At 50.8% G+C, this 15,216-nt stretch carries 13 protein-coding genes and 2 riboswitches; of the genes, 1 reads left to right on the forward strand and 12 read right to left on the reverse strand.

Annotation, left to right across the window (positions count from 1 at the left end):
* Nucleotide 1: 1 nt before the first annotated feature.
* From ABIC22_RS07300 to ABIC22_RS07315, 4 genes are all read right to left on the reverse strand, one after another.
* On the reverse strand, nt 2–718 hold the full coding sequence (locus ABIC22_RS07300; RefSeq protein ID WP_354479736.1) for an ABC transporter permease: 717 nt from the start codon (nt 716–718) through the stop codon (nt 2–4).
* Nucleotides 715–1,629 (reverse strand): ABC transporter ATP-binding protein, encoded by a 915-nt coding sequence (locus ABIC22_RS07305; RefSeq protein WP_354479738.1) that lies wholly within the window; start codon nt 1,627–1,629, stop codon nt 715–717. The genes ABIC22_RS07300 and ABIC22_RS07305 overlap by 4 nt, the downstream gene beginning before the upstream one ends.
* A 103-nt stretch (nt 1,630–1,732) precedes the next feature.
* Nucleotides 1,733–3,217 (reverse strand): HAMP domain-containing sensor histidine kinase, encoded by a 1,485-nt coding sequence (locus ABIC22_RS07310; protein ID WP_354479741.1) that lies wholly within the window; start codon nt 3,215–3,217, stop codon nt 1,733–1,735.
* A 26-nt stretch (nt 3,218–3,243) separates the two neighbouring features.
* On the reverse strand, nt 3,244–3,927 hold the full coding sequence (locus tag ABIC22_RS07315; protein WP_095291732.1) for a response regulator transcription factor: 684 nt from the start codon (nt 3,925–3,927) through the stop codon (nt 3,244–3,246).
* Nucleotides 3,928–4,132: 205 nt separating this feature from the next.
* Between ABIC22_RS07315 and ABIC22_RS07320 the strand changes: the two genes are divergently transcribed.
* The gene (locus tag ABIC22_RS07320; protein WP_354479744.1) at nt 4,133–5,893 is read left to right on the forward strand and encodes an alpha-glycosidase; all 1,761 of its coding nucleotides are present in this window, start codon (nt 4,133–4,135) and stop codon (nt 5,891–5,893) included.
* Nucleotides 5,894–6,076: 183 nt separating this feature from the next.
* Here the strand turns inward: ABIC22_RS07320 and sdaAA are convergent, their stop codons facing one another.
* The 8 genes from sdaAA to ABIC22_RS07360 form a co-directional block, all read right to left on the reverse strand.
* Nucleotides 6,077–7,024, reverse strand: a complete 948-nt coding sequence (sdaAA, locus tag ABIC22_RS07325) for an L-serine ammonia-lyase, iron-sulfur-dependent, subunit alpha (RefSeq protein WP_127539160.1) — start codon at nt 7,022–7,024, stop codon at nt 6,077–6,079.
* The gene (sdaAB, locus tag ABIC22_RS07330; protein WP_354479747.1) at nt 7,014–7,703 is read right to left on the reverse strand and encodes an L-serine ammonia-lyase, iron-sulfur-dependent subunit beta; all 690 of its coding nucleotides are present in this window, start codon (nt 7,701–7,703) and stop codon (nt 7,014–7,016) included. The genes sdaAA and sdaAB overlap by 11 nt, the downstream gene beginning before the upstream one ends.
* A 106-nt stretch (nt 7,704–7,809) precedes the next feature.
* Nucleotides 7,810–7,911, reverse strand: a riboswitch (glycine riboswitch).
* Between the two features lie 4 nt (nt 7,912–7,915).
* Nucleotides 7,916–8,041, reverse strand: a riboswitch (glycine riboswitch).
* A 193-nt stretch (nt 8,042–8,234) separates the two neighbouring features.
* Nucleotides 8,235–9,512 (reverse strand): MFS transporter, encoded by a 1,278-nt coding sequence (locus ABIC22_RS07335; protein WP_354479750.1) that lies wholly within the window; start codon nt 9,510–9,512, stop codon nt 8,235–8,237.
* Nucleotides 9,513–9,724: 212 nt separating this feature from the next.
* Nucleotides 9,725–11,245, reverse strand: coding sequence for a PH domain-containing protein (locus tag ABIC22_RS07340; protein ID WP_354479753.1), 1,521 nt, complete (start codon nt 11,243–11,245; stop codon nt 9,725–9,727).
* Nucleotides 11,238–11,732: a PH domain-containing protein gene (locus ABIC22_RS07345; protein ID WP_354479756.1), complete on the reverse strand. Its 495-nt coding sequence runs from the start codon at nt 11,730–11,732 to the stop codon at nt 11,238–11,240. Before ABIC22_RS07345 ends, ABIC22_RS07340 begins: the two co-directional genes overlap by 8 nt.
* 31 nt (nt 11,733–11,763) lie before the next feature.
* Nucleotides 11,764–12,855, reverse strand: coding sequence for a LolA family protein (locus ABIC22_RS07350; protein ID WP_354479759.1), 1,092 nt, complete (start codon nt 12,853–12,855; stop codon nt 11,764–11,766).
* A gap of 33 nt (nt 12,856–12,888) precedes the next feature.
* The gene (locus ABIC22_RS07355; protein WP_354479762.1) at nt 12,889–14,352 is read right to left on the reverse strand and encodes a sensor histidine kinase; all 1,464 of its coding nucleotides are present in this window, start codon (nt 14,350–14,352) and stop codon (nt 12,889–12,891) included.
* Entirely contained in the window at nt 14,349–15,059 is a 711-nt protein-coding gene (locus ABIC22_RS07360; RefSeq protein ID WP_127539153.1) for a response regulator transcription factor, read from the reverse strand. The genes ABIC22_RS07355 and ABIC22_RS07360 overlap by 4 nt, the downstream gene beginning before the upstream one ends.
* Nucleotides 15,060–15,216 lie beyond the last annotated feature (157 nt).

The following is a 15,216-nucleotide window of genomic DNA, read 5'->3' on the forward strand; positions in this document are numbered from 1 at the left end:
CCTAGGCCACATCCTTCCTGCTGAAATGCATCATGCCAAGCAGCATAATCAGGAGTCCCACAGCCAATCCCATCCCTGCGTACATGAATGGATTCGGTCCATTCCATGCCATCTGCGCCCATGCAAGCGGGAAGGTTGGTGAGATACTAAGGGAGAACATGCCTGTGATGGCAAGCACAATACCAAGGGTAACCGGAAGCGCCTGATTTTTAGCAATCATGGTGAGCCACAGCTCAATTGACAACACGGGAAGTGCCCCAGCCAGTGGAAGCAGCCCCAGCTTGATTGCCTGCCCCCACGGGATTTCTCCTGCGCCGAAGCCGAACACCAGACCCAGAATGACGATTCCGGCTGTTAGGAGCAGACAAGAGATGATAAGCAGCACACATGCCAAAAGGAATTTGGCCAGATACACCGCCGGCCTCGGAATCGGCATGGCCAGAAGCTGCTTCCAGGAACCTTGCTCATGCTCAACATTGGCGATCATGGAGCTTAGGATTGTTGCACCCAGCATCAATGCAAGCGGCACAAAAACAACCACATTTTCCAAAAGCCCGTTCCACATGTCATCGCCAAATACCCCTTTTAGATAATCCAGACGCAATCCGAAATTCAGCGCCTGCATTAACGTAAGTCCAATGGGTGCAAGAAAAACAAGAAACCAGATCCCTTTGCCACGAATTTTGAGCCAGTCTGACGATAGTGCACGTCCCGTCATACCATTGCCCCCTCACCAATGACCCGCATGAAGAGGTCTTCGAGCGACTGACGGTGCTCCTCCACCCGGTAAATGGCGTGATCTTGCTCAACCAGTCTGCGCACCAGCAGCGCGATCGCACTGTTGTCCATGTATGGGAATGTAAGCTCAGACCCTTGACGCTGGCCAAATTGTCCTTGTTCTCTCGCCAGCTTCATCGCTTCCTCCGGCTCGGAGACGGTCAATCGGATGGAGCTGCCTGTCTGGCTGTGCAAATTCGCAATTGTATCCTGAAGGACCATTTTGCCTTCGCGAATAATCCCAACCCGGCTGGCCATCTGCTCCACTTCACTGAGCAAGTGACTTGATACCAATACCGTAATCCCGTGTTCCAGCGGCATGCGCTTAATTAACTCCCGGATCTCCTGAATACCGGCCGGATCCAGTCCATTCGTAGGTTCATCCAATATCAGCAGTTCCGGCTGGCCCAGCAAGGCACTTGCTATTCCGAGCCTCTGCTTCATTCCAAGCGAATATCCTTTAACCGAGCGTTTCGCATCCCTCGTCAGGTCAACAATGGACAGAACCTCGGAAATTCTCGATTTGGGCACGTTCAGGATCCGGCGCAATGCCTCCAGATTCTCCACCGCATTCAGATGGCCGTAGTAGGACGGGTACTCCACGAGCGACCCGACACGGCTCAGGATATCCATGCGATCCTTCCGAATGTCTTTGTCGAAGACACGAATGACGCCTTTTGTCGGTTTGATCAAGCCCAGCAGCATGCGGATGGTTGTTGTTTTACCCGCACCGTTAGGCCCCAGGAAACCGTAGATATCCCCTTTCTTAATATGCAGATCCAATTCGCGAACCGCCGCACGATCGCGATATGTTTTCCATAAGTTAGCCGTTTGAATAATGTTATCACTCACTGTTTGATCACCTCGGATATCATCGTAACCGCCCAAGGTTAAATCTAAAGTGATCTGAAGTTTAAGATTAGTTTAAATCGGGGTTCTACCCCACCTATTCAAGTCAGTAGATAAATATCCTTACGCCCTCCGGCGAGCTGTCCACCTTCTTGCGCAGACCCATCTCGCGAACGAGCAGATCCACAATGGACAGCCCGAGACCTGTACCTTTTGCTCCTATTTCATGCTGCATCCCAGGCCCCTTATCCCGAATAACCAGAGCTGTTCTGTCGTGAATTCGTTCAGTGGATATGCCAATGTATTTTCCGTCTCCTGCATACCGAACCACGTTCTGAAACAGGTTATCCAGAATACGTCGCATGCCCTGTTCATCTACGAGCCAGATCAGCGGCTCATCCGGCAGGTCAATATCGATGTCGAACTGCTCTTTCTCCCATACAGGGTACCATGCGGCAGCCGTTTCCCTGACGATCCGGAAAACATCTTTCTCTTCGAGCTTCAGCGTGTACTTACCGCTCGCCAGCAGATTGTACGATAACATGTTATCAATAAGTCCGCTTAGATCATCCATTTTGGACTCCATGCGTGATAATGAACTGATGCCCTTATCGCTGAGTGCTTCCTTGTGAAGAGTATGCATATGCCCACGAATGACCGTTAGTGGCGTCCGCAAATCATGAGAGAGTCCTGCAATGAGACGTTTGCGGAATTGTTCCTCCTCACGTTCCCTGTGACGGCTTTCGGTCAACTGATACACCATCTGATTAAAGGAGTCTTCCAGATGACCGATCTCGTCCGATCTGCGAATATCAACTGGAAGCGGTATGCCTTCCTTACCCGGCGTAATCATGGCTGTCTGCAGACGGATCAACCGTTTACGAATCCGCGCGAAGAACAGAATCGACATCACAATGAAGAACAGAAAAATAATCGTCATCAGCAAACCAAGATACAGGAGCTCCATCGGCCAGTTGCTCTGGGATTTTTGCAGCAGATATCTCGGCACTTCAATGACCATGAAGCCTTTTCCCTTGTCCTCATTGCCTCCACCTATAAATGAAACGACGGTTAACGGGTCACGATAGACGGCCTCCTTCATGAATGCCAGCGTGTAGGATGCATCCCATACTGCGGGAATGCGGGTTTCGACCTTTTTCTGATCATCCAGCGGCCATTTCAGAGTAGTCAGGGTTGAGCCATTTGCCGGAGTTTCAACTACTTCTACGCCTTCACCTCCAAGTATAAAAGCAGTTTTCCCATTCTCATCCACTCTGTACACTGAAGATTTGGGATACCGCGCATGCAACTGCTTCATGCGATTATCTATCATAGCAGGCGTTGCCTGACCCAGCTTCTTCGATTCATTGGACCAGAGATTGCTTATGTGTGTAACGTCACCATAAGGAGCAGTATTACTGCTCTTGCCCATGTTATTCACAATCACCACATATACGATGGAGGTGATGGGAAGAACGACGGGAACAAATAAAACGGCACACAAGATCAGAATCATATAACGGGACATGAGTGATTGGCCAAATCGAAACTTACGTTTCCCGGTATTTTCCCCTTCGCTCTGATCTTTCATATTCTCTTGCTTTCTGAACCGTCTGATCATGGTTTCTTCACACGGTATCCAACCCCACGTACGGTTTGAATGACCGACGGATTGGCCGGATCCCGTTCAAGCTTCTCGCGCAGATGGCGAATATGTACCATTAATGTCTTATCCCCATCCAGATAAGGCTCATTCCAGACAGCCTCATAAATCTGTTCTTTCGTACGGATCATGCCCATATGCCTGAGCAGGTACGCGAAGATGTGAAATTGTTTTCCCGATAGAATAATCTCCTCCCCCGTCTCCTCATTGACGATCCGATTGTCCTTCTCATAGATGGACAGGTGATCCAGCTTCAGGGCAGCATCGGATGAAACGGTGGTTCCTGCCTTTCGCAGCTGTACTTCAATGCGTGCTGCGAGCTCATCGGGGTGAAACGGCTTGGTTACATAATCATCGGCAAAATCAAGCCCATGCAGCTTGTCATCAATGGATGTTCTGGCCGAGAGCATGACGATGGGCACAGAAGGATGTTCCTTTTTCAGCCGTTGTCCTACCGTAAATCCATCCAGTCCCGGCAGCATGACATCCAAAATAATCAGCGAGCAGCCCCCGGCAGCTTCAGCTGCACCCTCTCCGCTTCCCAGCCATATGACCTCATAGCCACGCTCCTCCAGATCGGCTCTGACCCATGTCGCGATTTCCGTATCGTCCTCAATGTATAGCAGTTTTGTTTTCATGCGTAAATTCGTTTCCTTTCTGCACCCTTTGGGTTAATTATATATCTGAACATATTGGAGTAAGCTGTATGTATGAACGAAGCACCATCTAAAGGGACTACTCCGTTACTTTCATTAGTATTATACCTTAATCTTCAGCTACAGAAATGCCATACCTGATGTCCATGAAGTACATATGAAGTGAATAGACGGGAGGAGTTTTAACATGCTGCTGGAAGCCATCTATCATCAACCCAAACGGAACTGGGCATATGCCTACGATAAGGATACTGTTCGCCTGCGCCTGCGTGCCAAAAAGAATGATCTCACCGAGGTATACGCCATGACTGGCGACAAATACGCATGGGAAAATACCAAAAAGCAGATCTCTTTAACCAAGTTCACCTCAGACTCCATGTTCGACTACTATGAGGGTGAAATAAAGCCTCCGTACCATCGTCTGAAATACTCCTTTTTGCTCAAAAGCGGAGACGAGCAGATCTGGATGTCGGAAACGGGTTTCCATGAAGACGAACCGGACGATCCGGGGCAGATGTTTCAGTTCCCCTATATCCACCAGGGTGCGGTCTTTACGCCGCCTGAGTGGGTCAAGGATGCGGTTTTCTATCAGATCTTCCCCGAGCGATTTGCCAACGGCAATCCGGAACTTAATCCGGAGAATGTTGAACCATGGGGCGGCGAGCCTACACCATCCAACTTCTTTGGAGGCGACCTCCAGGGTGTAATGGATCATCTGGACTACCTCAGTGAGCTAGGCATTAATGCCATTTATTTTACCCCCATCTTCGAAGCAACCACCAATCATAAATATGATACCGAGGATTACCTCCGGGTAGATCGGCATTTCGGTGATGCAGACACCGTGAAACGATTGGTCAAACTGTGTCATGAACGCGGTATTCGGGTGCTTCTCGATGCGGTGTTCAATCATTCCGGGAAGACGTTTGCCCCATTTGTAGACGTGCAGGAAAACGGGGAGAAGTCCAAATACAAGGATTGGTTCCATGTTCATGAATTCCCGCTGGATGTGAAGGATGGCATACCTACGTATGAGACCTTTGGATTTGAGCCTCACATGCCGAAGCTGAACACGGAAAATCCGGAAGTGAAGGACTACCTGCTGAAGGTAGCCGAGTATTGGATCAAGGAAGTGGGCATGGACGGCTGGCGACTGGATGTCGCGGACGAAGTGGATGATGCGTTCTGGCGGGATTTCCGCCGGGTAGTCAAGGCTGCGAATCCGGAGGCGTATATTCTCGGAGAGATCTGGAATGAATCCTCTGCATGGCTGCAAGGTGACCAGTTCGATGCTTCCATGAACTATCCGTTTACCGATGCCGTGAATAGTTTCTTTGTCAAAAATAAAATGAATGCCGAGACATTCGCCAATTCCATTGGACGGCAGCTGTCACGTTATCCGCTGCAAGCCAGCGAAGTGGCATTCAACCTGCTGGATAGCCATGATACGCCAAGGCTGCTGACACTGTGTGAAGGCGATCAGCGCAAGATGAAACTGGCAGCATTGTTCCAGTTCACCTATCTGGGCACGCCGTGCATCTATTACGGAGACGAGATCGGGCTGGATGGCGACCATGATCCGGGCTGCCGGAAATGCATGGAATGGGACGAGGCGAAGCAGGACCGTGAGTTGTTCACCTTTTATCAGCAGCTTATCGCCCTTCGCCATGCCCATCCCGCTCTACGTGCAGAAGGTCATGTTCGATTCCTGCAAGCCCGTCCTGAAGGCAGCCAGCTCGTTCTCGAACGGCAGAGTGAGGATGAACGCATTCTCGTTCTGTTCAATCGTTCGGAGGAAACGGCGATGATTGAATTCGAGGGTGGCGCGGGCGAATGGACCGAATTGTTGGACGGTAACCACCGCACAGCTAAGGACGGCGATGTTCTCGCTGTTGAACTGCCAGCATACGGTTATGCTGTGTTAAGTACAGATATCAGTCAGGGATAAACGGTAAATATTTATTTCTCATCGTCGTAGATTACAAGAGTTTTCTCCTGTAAAGCCCGGAGTTAGGCTGAGGCTCTTTCTCATCAAATAAAAAAAAGGCGTCCAGCATGACCTGTAAAGGCCAGTGGACGCTTTTCTCCATTTTGTCTCCTGTATAATTAATCCTGTCCTATGGGCTTCGTTCTATGCCTGCTCTTTCGAAATATCGGTTGTGCTCTGTGGTTCGGACTCAGCTTCAGGTTCCGCACGCTTCGCTTTGGGTTTCGCCAGCTTCTCCATCATTTTCCGGCCCGTTGGCGTCTGGGCCAACCCGCCCTGCGCTGTCTCGCGGTGTCTGCTCGGCATCGCACTTCCCACTTCCAGCATGACATCAATGACTTCATCCGATGGAATAGCACTTCTTACCCCGGCCAGCGCCATATCGGCTGCAGCCAGTGCCGTTACCGCACCGAGTCCGTTGCGGACGATGCATGGAATTTCAACAAGCCCTGCGACCGGATCGCAGATGAGGCCCAGTGTATTTTTTAACGCGAGACCTACGGCATGAACGACCTGCTCCGGCGTCCCCCCACGCAGCTCCACCATTGCACCGGCAGCCATGCCGATCGCCGAACCGACTTCTGCCTGACAGCCACCCTCTGCACCAGAAATAAACGAGTTATTGGCGATGACATATCCAATTGCACCTGCACAGAATAAGCCGTTCACCAGATGCTCATCACTCCATCCGAATCGCTCCTGGGAGCTGATGAATACACCGGGGATAATCCCGCAAGAACCCGCTGTCGGCGTAGCCACAATCCGGCCCATGGATGCGTTGACTTCAGATACACACAGCGCATAGGCCATTGCCAGTGCGGAAGCGTCCCCCGAGCAGGTTTCGCCCTGGCGAATATATTCGGCCATCTTTTTGCCGTCTCCGCCGGTCAAGCCACTGCGCGAAGTGGTGTCCTCCGTCAGTCCTTTCCGTACAGCCTCTTTCATCACCTGATAATATTCCGACATCTGCCGCACAACATCCGCTTCCGGCGTATTGGTCTCCTGGACCTGCTCCTCGATCATTAGCCGGGCAATGGTTTTGGATTCAGCCGTACAGATCGTATTCAGCTCATGCAAGTGCTTAAAGCGCATCCGGATCAACCCCTCTCTTCAAATCAATGACGCGAATATCCAGCACATGATCCAGTGAACGCAGGCGTTCCAACATCTCGGCACTTGGTGCTCCGTCCATTTCCATCGCTGTTAGTGCTTCGCCATCCCGGGCTTTTCGGTCTACCTGCATATAACCGATGTTAACCCCTGAGGAGCTGATCGTAGACGTCACGGAAGCAAGCACCCCTGCCTTGTCCGCATGACGCAGAACGAGTGTGGGGAATTCCCCGCTGATCTGTACCCGGAAATCATTAAGCGCATGCACCGACACACTGCCGCCGCCAATCGAAGCACCAACGAGTGAACATTGACGCTCACCGTGCCACAACTCAATTTTGACCGTATTCGGATGCGGAGCAGGCAGTCCACTTGTATAGAACTCAACCTCCATACCCGCTTGTTCGGCATACGCCTCGGCGTCCGGTATCCGCGGATCATCCGTGACATAGTCAAGCAAACCACCAATTAACGCCAGATCTGTACCGTGACCTTGATACGTATCGGCAAATGAGCCGTATAGTGTCAGCCTGGCACGTTCAGGCGTACACCCCAGCCACTGCCTTGCAATTCTTCCCAATCTCGCTGCCCCAGCTGTATGTGAACTTGAAGGGCCCGTCATCGACGGACCAATAATTGAAAAAACATCTTTAAATCGCATCCTGCACCCCTCCATATCGTCATATCCATCCAGACATGCACCATAATGTTCCTTCATTACTGAATGATGACATCAAAAAAGGACAGTAGAAGGCCTTAGGCCCTCTCTCTGTCCTCGTTACCTGAGAGTTTCATGATCAGAGGCCGCCCCATGGGGTACCCTTCTCATCATATACCCCTTGGGTGGCGCATTCGCGCACTCTCCAGAGTTGCGTCCAACGATGGTACATTTACCTGAGAGATTAACCACCTGCGCCGGGTGCGCAGCGGCTTGCTCCTTCGGTGCCTGGCAGCCTACTTAAACCAATGGCCTGCCCAGGTCTCTCCCGCTCGTTCTCATCCGCTGTATCGTATATATTCGCTTGAACACATATCAAACGTTGTCCTTGTGAAATTGATCATTCATATAACAGATTAATATGCAACACACGTAATGTCAACAAAAGTAACGCATCATTATCATCTTGGCAAAATTCCTCTAATATTATATGCAGCTTTCCACGGAATCGTTCAGTTTTCAATAGGATATAGACTAGCTATGTAGAGATTTTGAGGAAGAGCTGTGATCCTTATAATATGACTGTCTTGAAGGAAGCCAGCTCGTAAGCCATAACAGAAGGGAACCCAGCATCAGAACTGCCGAAACGACCGTATATACCGTTCGAAGAGAGATCACTTCGGCAACTACACCCATGACCAAAATCGAAATGACCTGCAATGCACTCAGCATGAGTCCAAGTACGCTGCTCATTCGCCCCATCAAGTCTACCGGTATATTATTCTGATAAAAGGTGACCAGTCCCGTGTTTGCCGGCGCCGAACACAACCCAAGCAGAATAAAGGCGAATGCGGCAAGTTCGAACGAAAACGAACGAGCGAACAGGAAATAACCAAGCGCAACCAAGAGCACGCCTCCGCCCATCATGTGACGGATGGACAAGTGTTTGGCGAACAACCAAACCAGCAGAGAACCCGCCATGTATCCAGCTCCAGTAACACTCATCAACGCACCATAGTGTGACTCGGACAGGTTCATGACTTGACGGATAAACACCACTTCCTGTGCATCCAGCGACATGCCAATAACAAGAATAATCTGGAACAAGGCATAGATGCCCACCACATATCCTGCTTGGCGACTGAATAGCATTACGGCTCGCCAATCCTGGGCAATCAGGCGAGGGGTTAGCCTTGTCCTACCGCTGCTCTGCTCTCCAGTGCCCAGCCTTGGCAGTAACATCAGGATTAGCGCCGACACCACAAAGGAAGCTGCATTGGCATAGATCGCCGCTGCAGGTGACAGATAAATCAACATGACTCCGGCTATGGCTGGGCCTGTAATAAAAGCACCAGAACTGATCATTGCCTGCAGGGAATTGAATCGCTTGCGCCGCTCAGCAGGAACCAGCCGGGTGATGTACACCTGCGAAGAAGGTACGAATATGGATGAGGACATGCTGACAAGAAAAATGATGCCGTACATCATCCATAGACTGGGCATCAGCGGAAGCAATGCCACGAGCACAGCTCTCACCACATCCGCCCCAATCATCAGCTGCCGCTGGTCGTAGCGGTCAATCAGACTGCCTGACCAGAACTTGGTGCATACCGAGGCAATCGGCGAGATAATCCACAAGCCTGCAACTGCCGCCGGGGACTGTGTCATGTTAAGCACCATCAAATTAATGGCTACAATGTAGATGAAATCCCCCAGGTTGGATATGCCTACTCCGCCCAGGAGCAAACCAGCATGTTTCCATCCCCCTGACTGGGTGCCCTTCCCTTTCTCCTGATCTCGATCATTGCTCATCCATCAGATCCCTCCCAGGTTCATTCATGAATTTTAAGAAGCACTGAATTAAAACCCAATAATTGTATTATCTCCTATTTGATCCTTTTTCGCAGTAAAAAAATGGACGATGCCCGGCGTCGATCATCATGTTTCGCAAGGCTTCCCGTACCAAAAAGACTGCCGTTAATCGGGCAGTCTCAAGTCGGTTTAATCCAAGTTGCTTTTCTATATCATTTTTGGGTCAAATTCGAAGCCTGCCGAAACCATTCCTTTACGGCATTAGCCTGGCCATATTCTAGGAATATGGCTTTGAAGCCGCCCCGATTCACCATCAGCCTCGCCCGAACGGATAACAAGGACTTGCTTCGCTGTCTTCGGGTAGCCACCGTATCCACTGTGACCACATGAGGCCGGCGCATCAGCGCTGTTCTGCGGGAGATGGCCCGGTGGCGAAGGGTTAGCAGCTTGCCCTGAATGCTCAGCCCTTCATCCTTGAAGCACCCGTATCCCCAAACGACACATAAGGGAATAAGGAGAAATAGAAATGCACCCATCGGGCCCAGAAATACCGTCCCCGCTGTTCCCAGCAGGGCTGCACCAAGCAGTTTCCAGCGTAAGAATAACCAGCGAGCTCGGTCCGGGGGTCTGTTAGCAGGTGGCTGCATGACGAATTGCGGTACAATTCGGGCAAGCAGCTCATTGACATCGCGGAGCGGCAGCAGCGGATGAAGCATCATTTTTTTCTCCGTCTCTGAAGTCAAAACGAAAATCTCCACCTCGGCATAACCAAACGGCTGTCGCAGCAGTCCCTCCCTGATCTCCACCGCCTGGACCTTCCCTGGTGAGAACACATGCTTCTTTCGGTCGAGCAATCCGGAAACAATCGTAATATTACCGCCTTCCTGCTCCACCGTGAATCCGGCATACTTTATCGTGAACAGGACAGCAGACAAGATCCAAGCCAGCAAAAACATGACAGGAACCAGTCCGAGCCACCAGATCGCTGGCAGCTGTCCAGCCCGCTCAACCAAGCTGCTGTAGAAGTGCGCAGGGAGCAGGTCATCCGCGAAGGAATAAACCCCAGTACCGAATACGACAACGAGCGGCAGATTCATCGTGGTCAGCGCTCCGGCGAACAATCTGCCGGCTGACAGCCGCAGCAGGACCTCCCGTTCTGGCTGAATAAGCGGAGAAGATGCCTGGATGTGTCTCTCCTTTTGCTCAAGGGATTCTCCCTCTCCATCTGAGTTAAGATCTTCAGCATGTTCAGCTGAGAGAGGTGCTTCCGCTTTCTTCACAGCCTCATTCCGCTTCTGATATAACCACTGCTCTACCCGCTCGGCCTCCGCAACGGCGAGAGCGGGTAATACACCATCTGCCTCTTTGCTGCCGCCCGGCGTCTCAATCTTGAGCTGTGCCAGCCGGAGCAAGCGCTGAATCAGAGGCTGCTGTGTCTGGATGGAGTGAATACGGCTGAAATAGATCGATTTCTCCTCTCGGACAAATATGCCCTGACGCAGCACAATCCGATCATCCTGAAGCGTGTAGCTGAATTTACGCCATTTAAACCACCCGTACAAAATAAAAGGAAGCGTAAATAGAACAATGGCAGCAGCATAACCATACCAGGGAAACTTGCTCCAGTTCACGCCTTTGATGATGAGTAGAACGAGGATGGGAATGATGGACTTCATTACGCTAAAAAAAGGAAATAACATGTACAGCTTATGTAGATGCTTTGATTCATTCATCGGGATCTTCCACCTTCGCCAGATGTCCGATACTGCGCTTCAATTGCTCTGCTTCCTCTCTTTCCAGTCCGGCGATATGGAGTGTGGCTGCCGCAGTAACGATGCTGACTTTGGCAAGTCCATACTTTCGCAGCAGCGGACCGCTCTCCAGTTCCACCTGCTGTACACGCGTCATCGGCACAATCGTATCCGTATGCCATAACCAGCCGGAATGGATCTCCACTTCATCCTCAGCCACCCGAAAACTAAAGTGTCGGTGTCGTAATCCGGGCAGAATCCAGGTGTACCAGACCAGTGAAATGATAAAAAGCCCTAATCCAATCCAGCCCGGCCACAGCACCCATTCTCTAACCCATGCGATCATCAGATATCCAGCAGCCAAAAGAGTCAACAGCCCATTGACCATAAGGGCCGTCAGGGCTGTAGCTTGTTTGGCTTTGGGGTGGAGACGTCGCAGTTCTTCGTTGTTAACCTCTGTGTAATCCATTGCGTGACTCACACTCTCCTACCATTCAAAATTAAGGCTGATTAGGAAGCTTCAGATTCTTCGCCCAAGCCTGAAGCTTCTCCTTCGTCCATTCCTCGTTCTCACCCATGATGGAGTACCGCAGCCCATTCTCAGTCCATGATATGTTCCGTATACTCTTCATATACGAACCCTCGGTATCCCGAACCTCCACCTTGGACTCATCAGGCAGCAGTGTATCATCCACATTTTCATCCGGCGCCTTGAATACGGTCAGACTCACTTCAACCTTGTCGTTGTTGACGTAATACAAGGTCACTTCATCCCTGCCAAACTCTCCGCTTGATGAATACATTTCCATCCGAGACAGCTCCAGCTCAACGCTCATATCCTGTAAAAAGGGTTGGCCCAACGCTTGTTCCGCTTCTTCCAGACTCACTTCCGAACTCTGGCTCAGATCGTTCAGATCTTTCACTTCCACTTCTTCGGGAATGTCGATTACGAACGTATCCTCAGAAAATTCGGGATCATATTGAATCGGATCATAGACCATTTCTGACTTTTCATCACCATATGTGCTAATGACTTTAACAATCATCCACGTTTTGGGGTCAACCCAATATTCGGAGGAAATGGATAAAGTGCCATCCTCTTTCGGCATCAGCTTGATGTGAATGACTTCCTGTCCGTTAAGCTCTTCCTGTCCCATCATATCCACATCATGGGAATCCCGCAACCGTTCCAGCTGATCCACCAGCATCTGTTTTTGAGTCTGTTCTGGCTGTTGTCCCGTGTCAGATACGTTCATCGAATAGGCCGTTCCGGTCTCTTTTTCGTAAATGGTGATGTCTGTTCCGTTATTGACCGCGTAGCTGATATTGCCATTCTCCTCGGTTTCGGTGCGCTTACGCCCGGTCTCTCCGTCGACCCATTCCTTAATGTGCATGGTGTGACTCAATTTGTCATCCGACCACACTTTCATTACACCTTCAGCATAGTACGAAGCGGGTTTCGTTTCTGCAGTGACAACCTTCTCGATCATCTCATCTCCTGACAGGCCAACCAGATCCTTCTCAGCGCAGCCTCCGAGCAGTGACCCCGCAAGTAGCGCTGTACCGAGCATCATCCATCCTTTTTTCATCATTATCGTTCATCCTCTCTCATTCGTTTAAGGGCATTACAACTCGGGCAATCGACATACAGCCAGCGTGCCGTATCCTTCAGCCGACCACATGCGCATCTCACCTCCATGCTTGATGGCAATCCGTTTGGCTATGCTTAATCCGAGACCTGAACTGCCCGCATATGCCTTCTCTTCCTGATTCTGATGTTGAACATAGGGTTCGAAAATACGATCCAGCTGTTCTTCGGGAATAGCAGTCCCTTCATTTTGCACCAGAATTAATGTTGATCCCGTTCTGTACTTATCCAGCTCCAACGCCAGTGTTGGAATAACCCATTCCGGCAGCGGCTGATCTGAAGCAATAACACCCAGACCCATCAAACCGTTCTTGCTTGTATGACGCAGTGCATTGTTGATCAAATTATCTGTCAGACGCATCAGTTGTTCGGGATGAAGCCGGTAAAGGCGGTCTGTGCGGACAACCGTTCTTACCTCAACCTGTCCACGCTCAGTTAGTCCCCCGTAACTTCCAAGCAGCATATCGAAAAACTCTTCTCCTTCCACCTCAACCATGGCCATCTCCAATTCACTGGAACCCAGCGCCGAATACATTTCAAGTTCACCAATCATGTGTTTCATCCGTTCCACATTACCAAGCAACACATTCCGGTAGTCCCGTCTCTCTGACGGTTCCAGCGGAGCATCAACACTGAGTGCCTCTGCGTAGGCACTGATGGACATTAATGGCGTCTTCAGATCATGAGACAGCGAAGCGACCATGAGCTCTTTCTCTTTTTGCTCCTTCTCCACCTCTGCCTGAGTCTGCTTGACTTTCTCCTGCATCGCATCAAATTGCTCCAGCAGCATGCCCATTTCATCCCGACGTGCCGGTACGTCATCCATAGGAATTTTCCCCTGTGCAAATGCATGCATTCGGCCCATCAGATGTCTCATCGGACGGAAGAGCTTTCTGGATAGCAGCCAGAGCACGGTGCCGTATAACAGGATAAAGAAAATACCAGCAAACCCAACGACCCAGGCTGTCCGAACCGAGATGCCCTCCAGCCACTCTCCGCGAAGCATGGTAATCTCGTAAATGCCAATCAGTTCACCCTTTTCCCATACCGGCTTTTTCAGCGTAAACGTGCGATGACGAATCTGCATGTCGTACAGATCACGATATAGCTCCGAACCCCTGACTGTATAAGCTCCGGCAGCCCAGGTATCCCCGCCGGATGTATACACCCGGATCCCTGAAGGCAGATAGAGGTCAACGTTCAATTGATCACTAGCCAGCCCGGAGAGCGAAGCATAGGCATCCGAAGATTGCAGACGGTACAAGTCCGGATCGGACAACCTCTTTTCAATAGGAGCCAGCCGTCCGGCTAACTCTACATATTCCGCTACGGAGCGCTGGTCGTTATAGTAGTTGTACAGGGAGAAAAGTGCCCAACCTGCAGCGACAGGAAGCAGCATCACAATGAGAAAAGCAACCATCAGCCAGTACTTCAGCTTCATTCTGCTATATCTCCTATAAATCGGTATCCGCTGCCCCACACGGTCTGAATCCAGCGTGGTTGATGTGGTTCGTCGCCCAGCTTGGCCCGCAGGCTTTTTACATGCACGGTAACCGTACCTGAGCTTCCTGCTACTGGCTGGTTCCACACATGTTCATACAGCTCCGCTTTGGTGAATGCACGGCCCGGATGAGAGGCGAGCAGCGTGAGCAGGGCCCATTCCTTGTTCGTCAGCATGACATCTTCCCCGTGAACCTGCACCTGTTGTTTCAATGGGTTGATTGACAAGCCGTCGTTGTACGCTTGATGGGTCGCTTCCGGCTTGATGCCCTGATATCTGCGATATCTGCTCAGGTGGGCTTCAATGCGTGCTGTAAGCTCCGCCAGGCTGAACGGCTTGGTAATATAATCGTCAGCGCCCAGACCAAGACCTCTCACCTTGCTCTCCTCTTCGATGCGTGCACTCATCATGAGCAGCGGAACGTCGCTGATCAGCCGAATATTTTTACATACCGTGAACCCATCCATCTCCGGCAGCATCAGGTCGAGCAGGACCAGCTGATAGGTCCCCTTCCTGAAATCTTCCCAGCTCTCCAGGCCGCTCGAAGCCCAGGTCACCCCATATCCCTCACGCCGAAGATGGTCCATCAAAATGCGGGCAATTTCCGGATCATCCTCCACCAGCAATATGTTCACGTTGTCTCTCATCGCTGCTCATCCTCCCATGACTGTATTGTAACGAAATACAACTTTTTCTCCGCAGAGTTTATACTTTCTTCATAAATGGTTCTTGAAGCAAAAAAGCTAAGAGTATACAAAAAGAGCCCCCTGAGTTCAGGACGCCCCAATTATATTGGCTCAAGCA

Origin of the sequence: Paenibacillus sp. PvP094 (assembly GCF_040546835.1) — a bacterium.
GTDB classification, from domain to species: Bacteria; Bacillota; Bacilli; order Paenibacillales; family Paenibacillaceae; genus Paenibacillus; species Paenibacillus illinoisensis.

Coding starts and splice junctions, on each gene's coding strand:
- ABIC22_RS07300 (WP_354479736.1), bottom strand. CDS start 718: ATGACGGGACGTGCACTATCGTCAGACTGGCTCAAAATTCGTGGCAAA.
- ABIC22_RS07310 (WP_354479741.1), bottom strand. CDS start 3,217: ATGAAAGATCAGAGCGAAGGGGAAAATACCGGGAAACGTAAGTTTCGA.
- ABIC22_RS07315 (WP_095291732.1), bottom strand. CDS start 3,927: ATGAAAACAAAACTGCTATACATTGAGGACGATACGGAAATCGCGACA.
- ABIC22_RS07320 (WP_354479744.1), top strand. CDS start 4,133: ATGCTGCTGGAAGCCATCTATCATCAACCCAAACGGAACTGGGCATAT.
- sdaAA (WP_127539160.1), bottom strand. CDS start 7,024: ATGCGCTTTAAGCACTTGCATGAGCTGAATACGATCTGTACGGCTGAA.
- sdaAB (WP_354479747.1), bottom strand. CDS start 7,703: ATGCGATTTAAAGATGTTTTTTCAATTATTGGTCCGTCGATGACGGGC.
- ABIC22_RS07335 (WP_354479750.1), bottom strand. CDS start 9,512: ATGAGCAATGATCGAGATCAGGAGAAAGGGAAGGGCACCCAGTCAGGG.
- ABIC22_RS07340 (WP_354479753.1), bottom strand. CDS start 11,245: ATGAATGAATCAAAGCATCTACATAAGCTGTACATGTTATTTCCTTTT.
- ABIC22_RS07345 (WP_354479756.1), bottom strand. CDS start 11,732: ATGGATTACACAGAGGTTAACAACGAAGAACTGCGACGTCTCCACCCC.
- ABIC22_RS07350 (WP_354479759.1), bottom strand. CDS start 12,855: ATGATGAAAAAAGGATGGATGATGCTCGGTACAGCGCTACTTGCGGGG.
- ABIC22_RS07355 (WP_354479762.1), bottom strand. CDS start 14,352: ATGAAGCTGAAGTACTGGCTGATGGTTGCTTTTCTCATTGTGATGCTG.
- ABIC22_RS07360 (WP_127539153.1), bottom strand. CDS start 15,059: ATGAGAGACAACGTGAACATATTGCTGGTGGAGGATGATCCGGAAATT.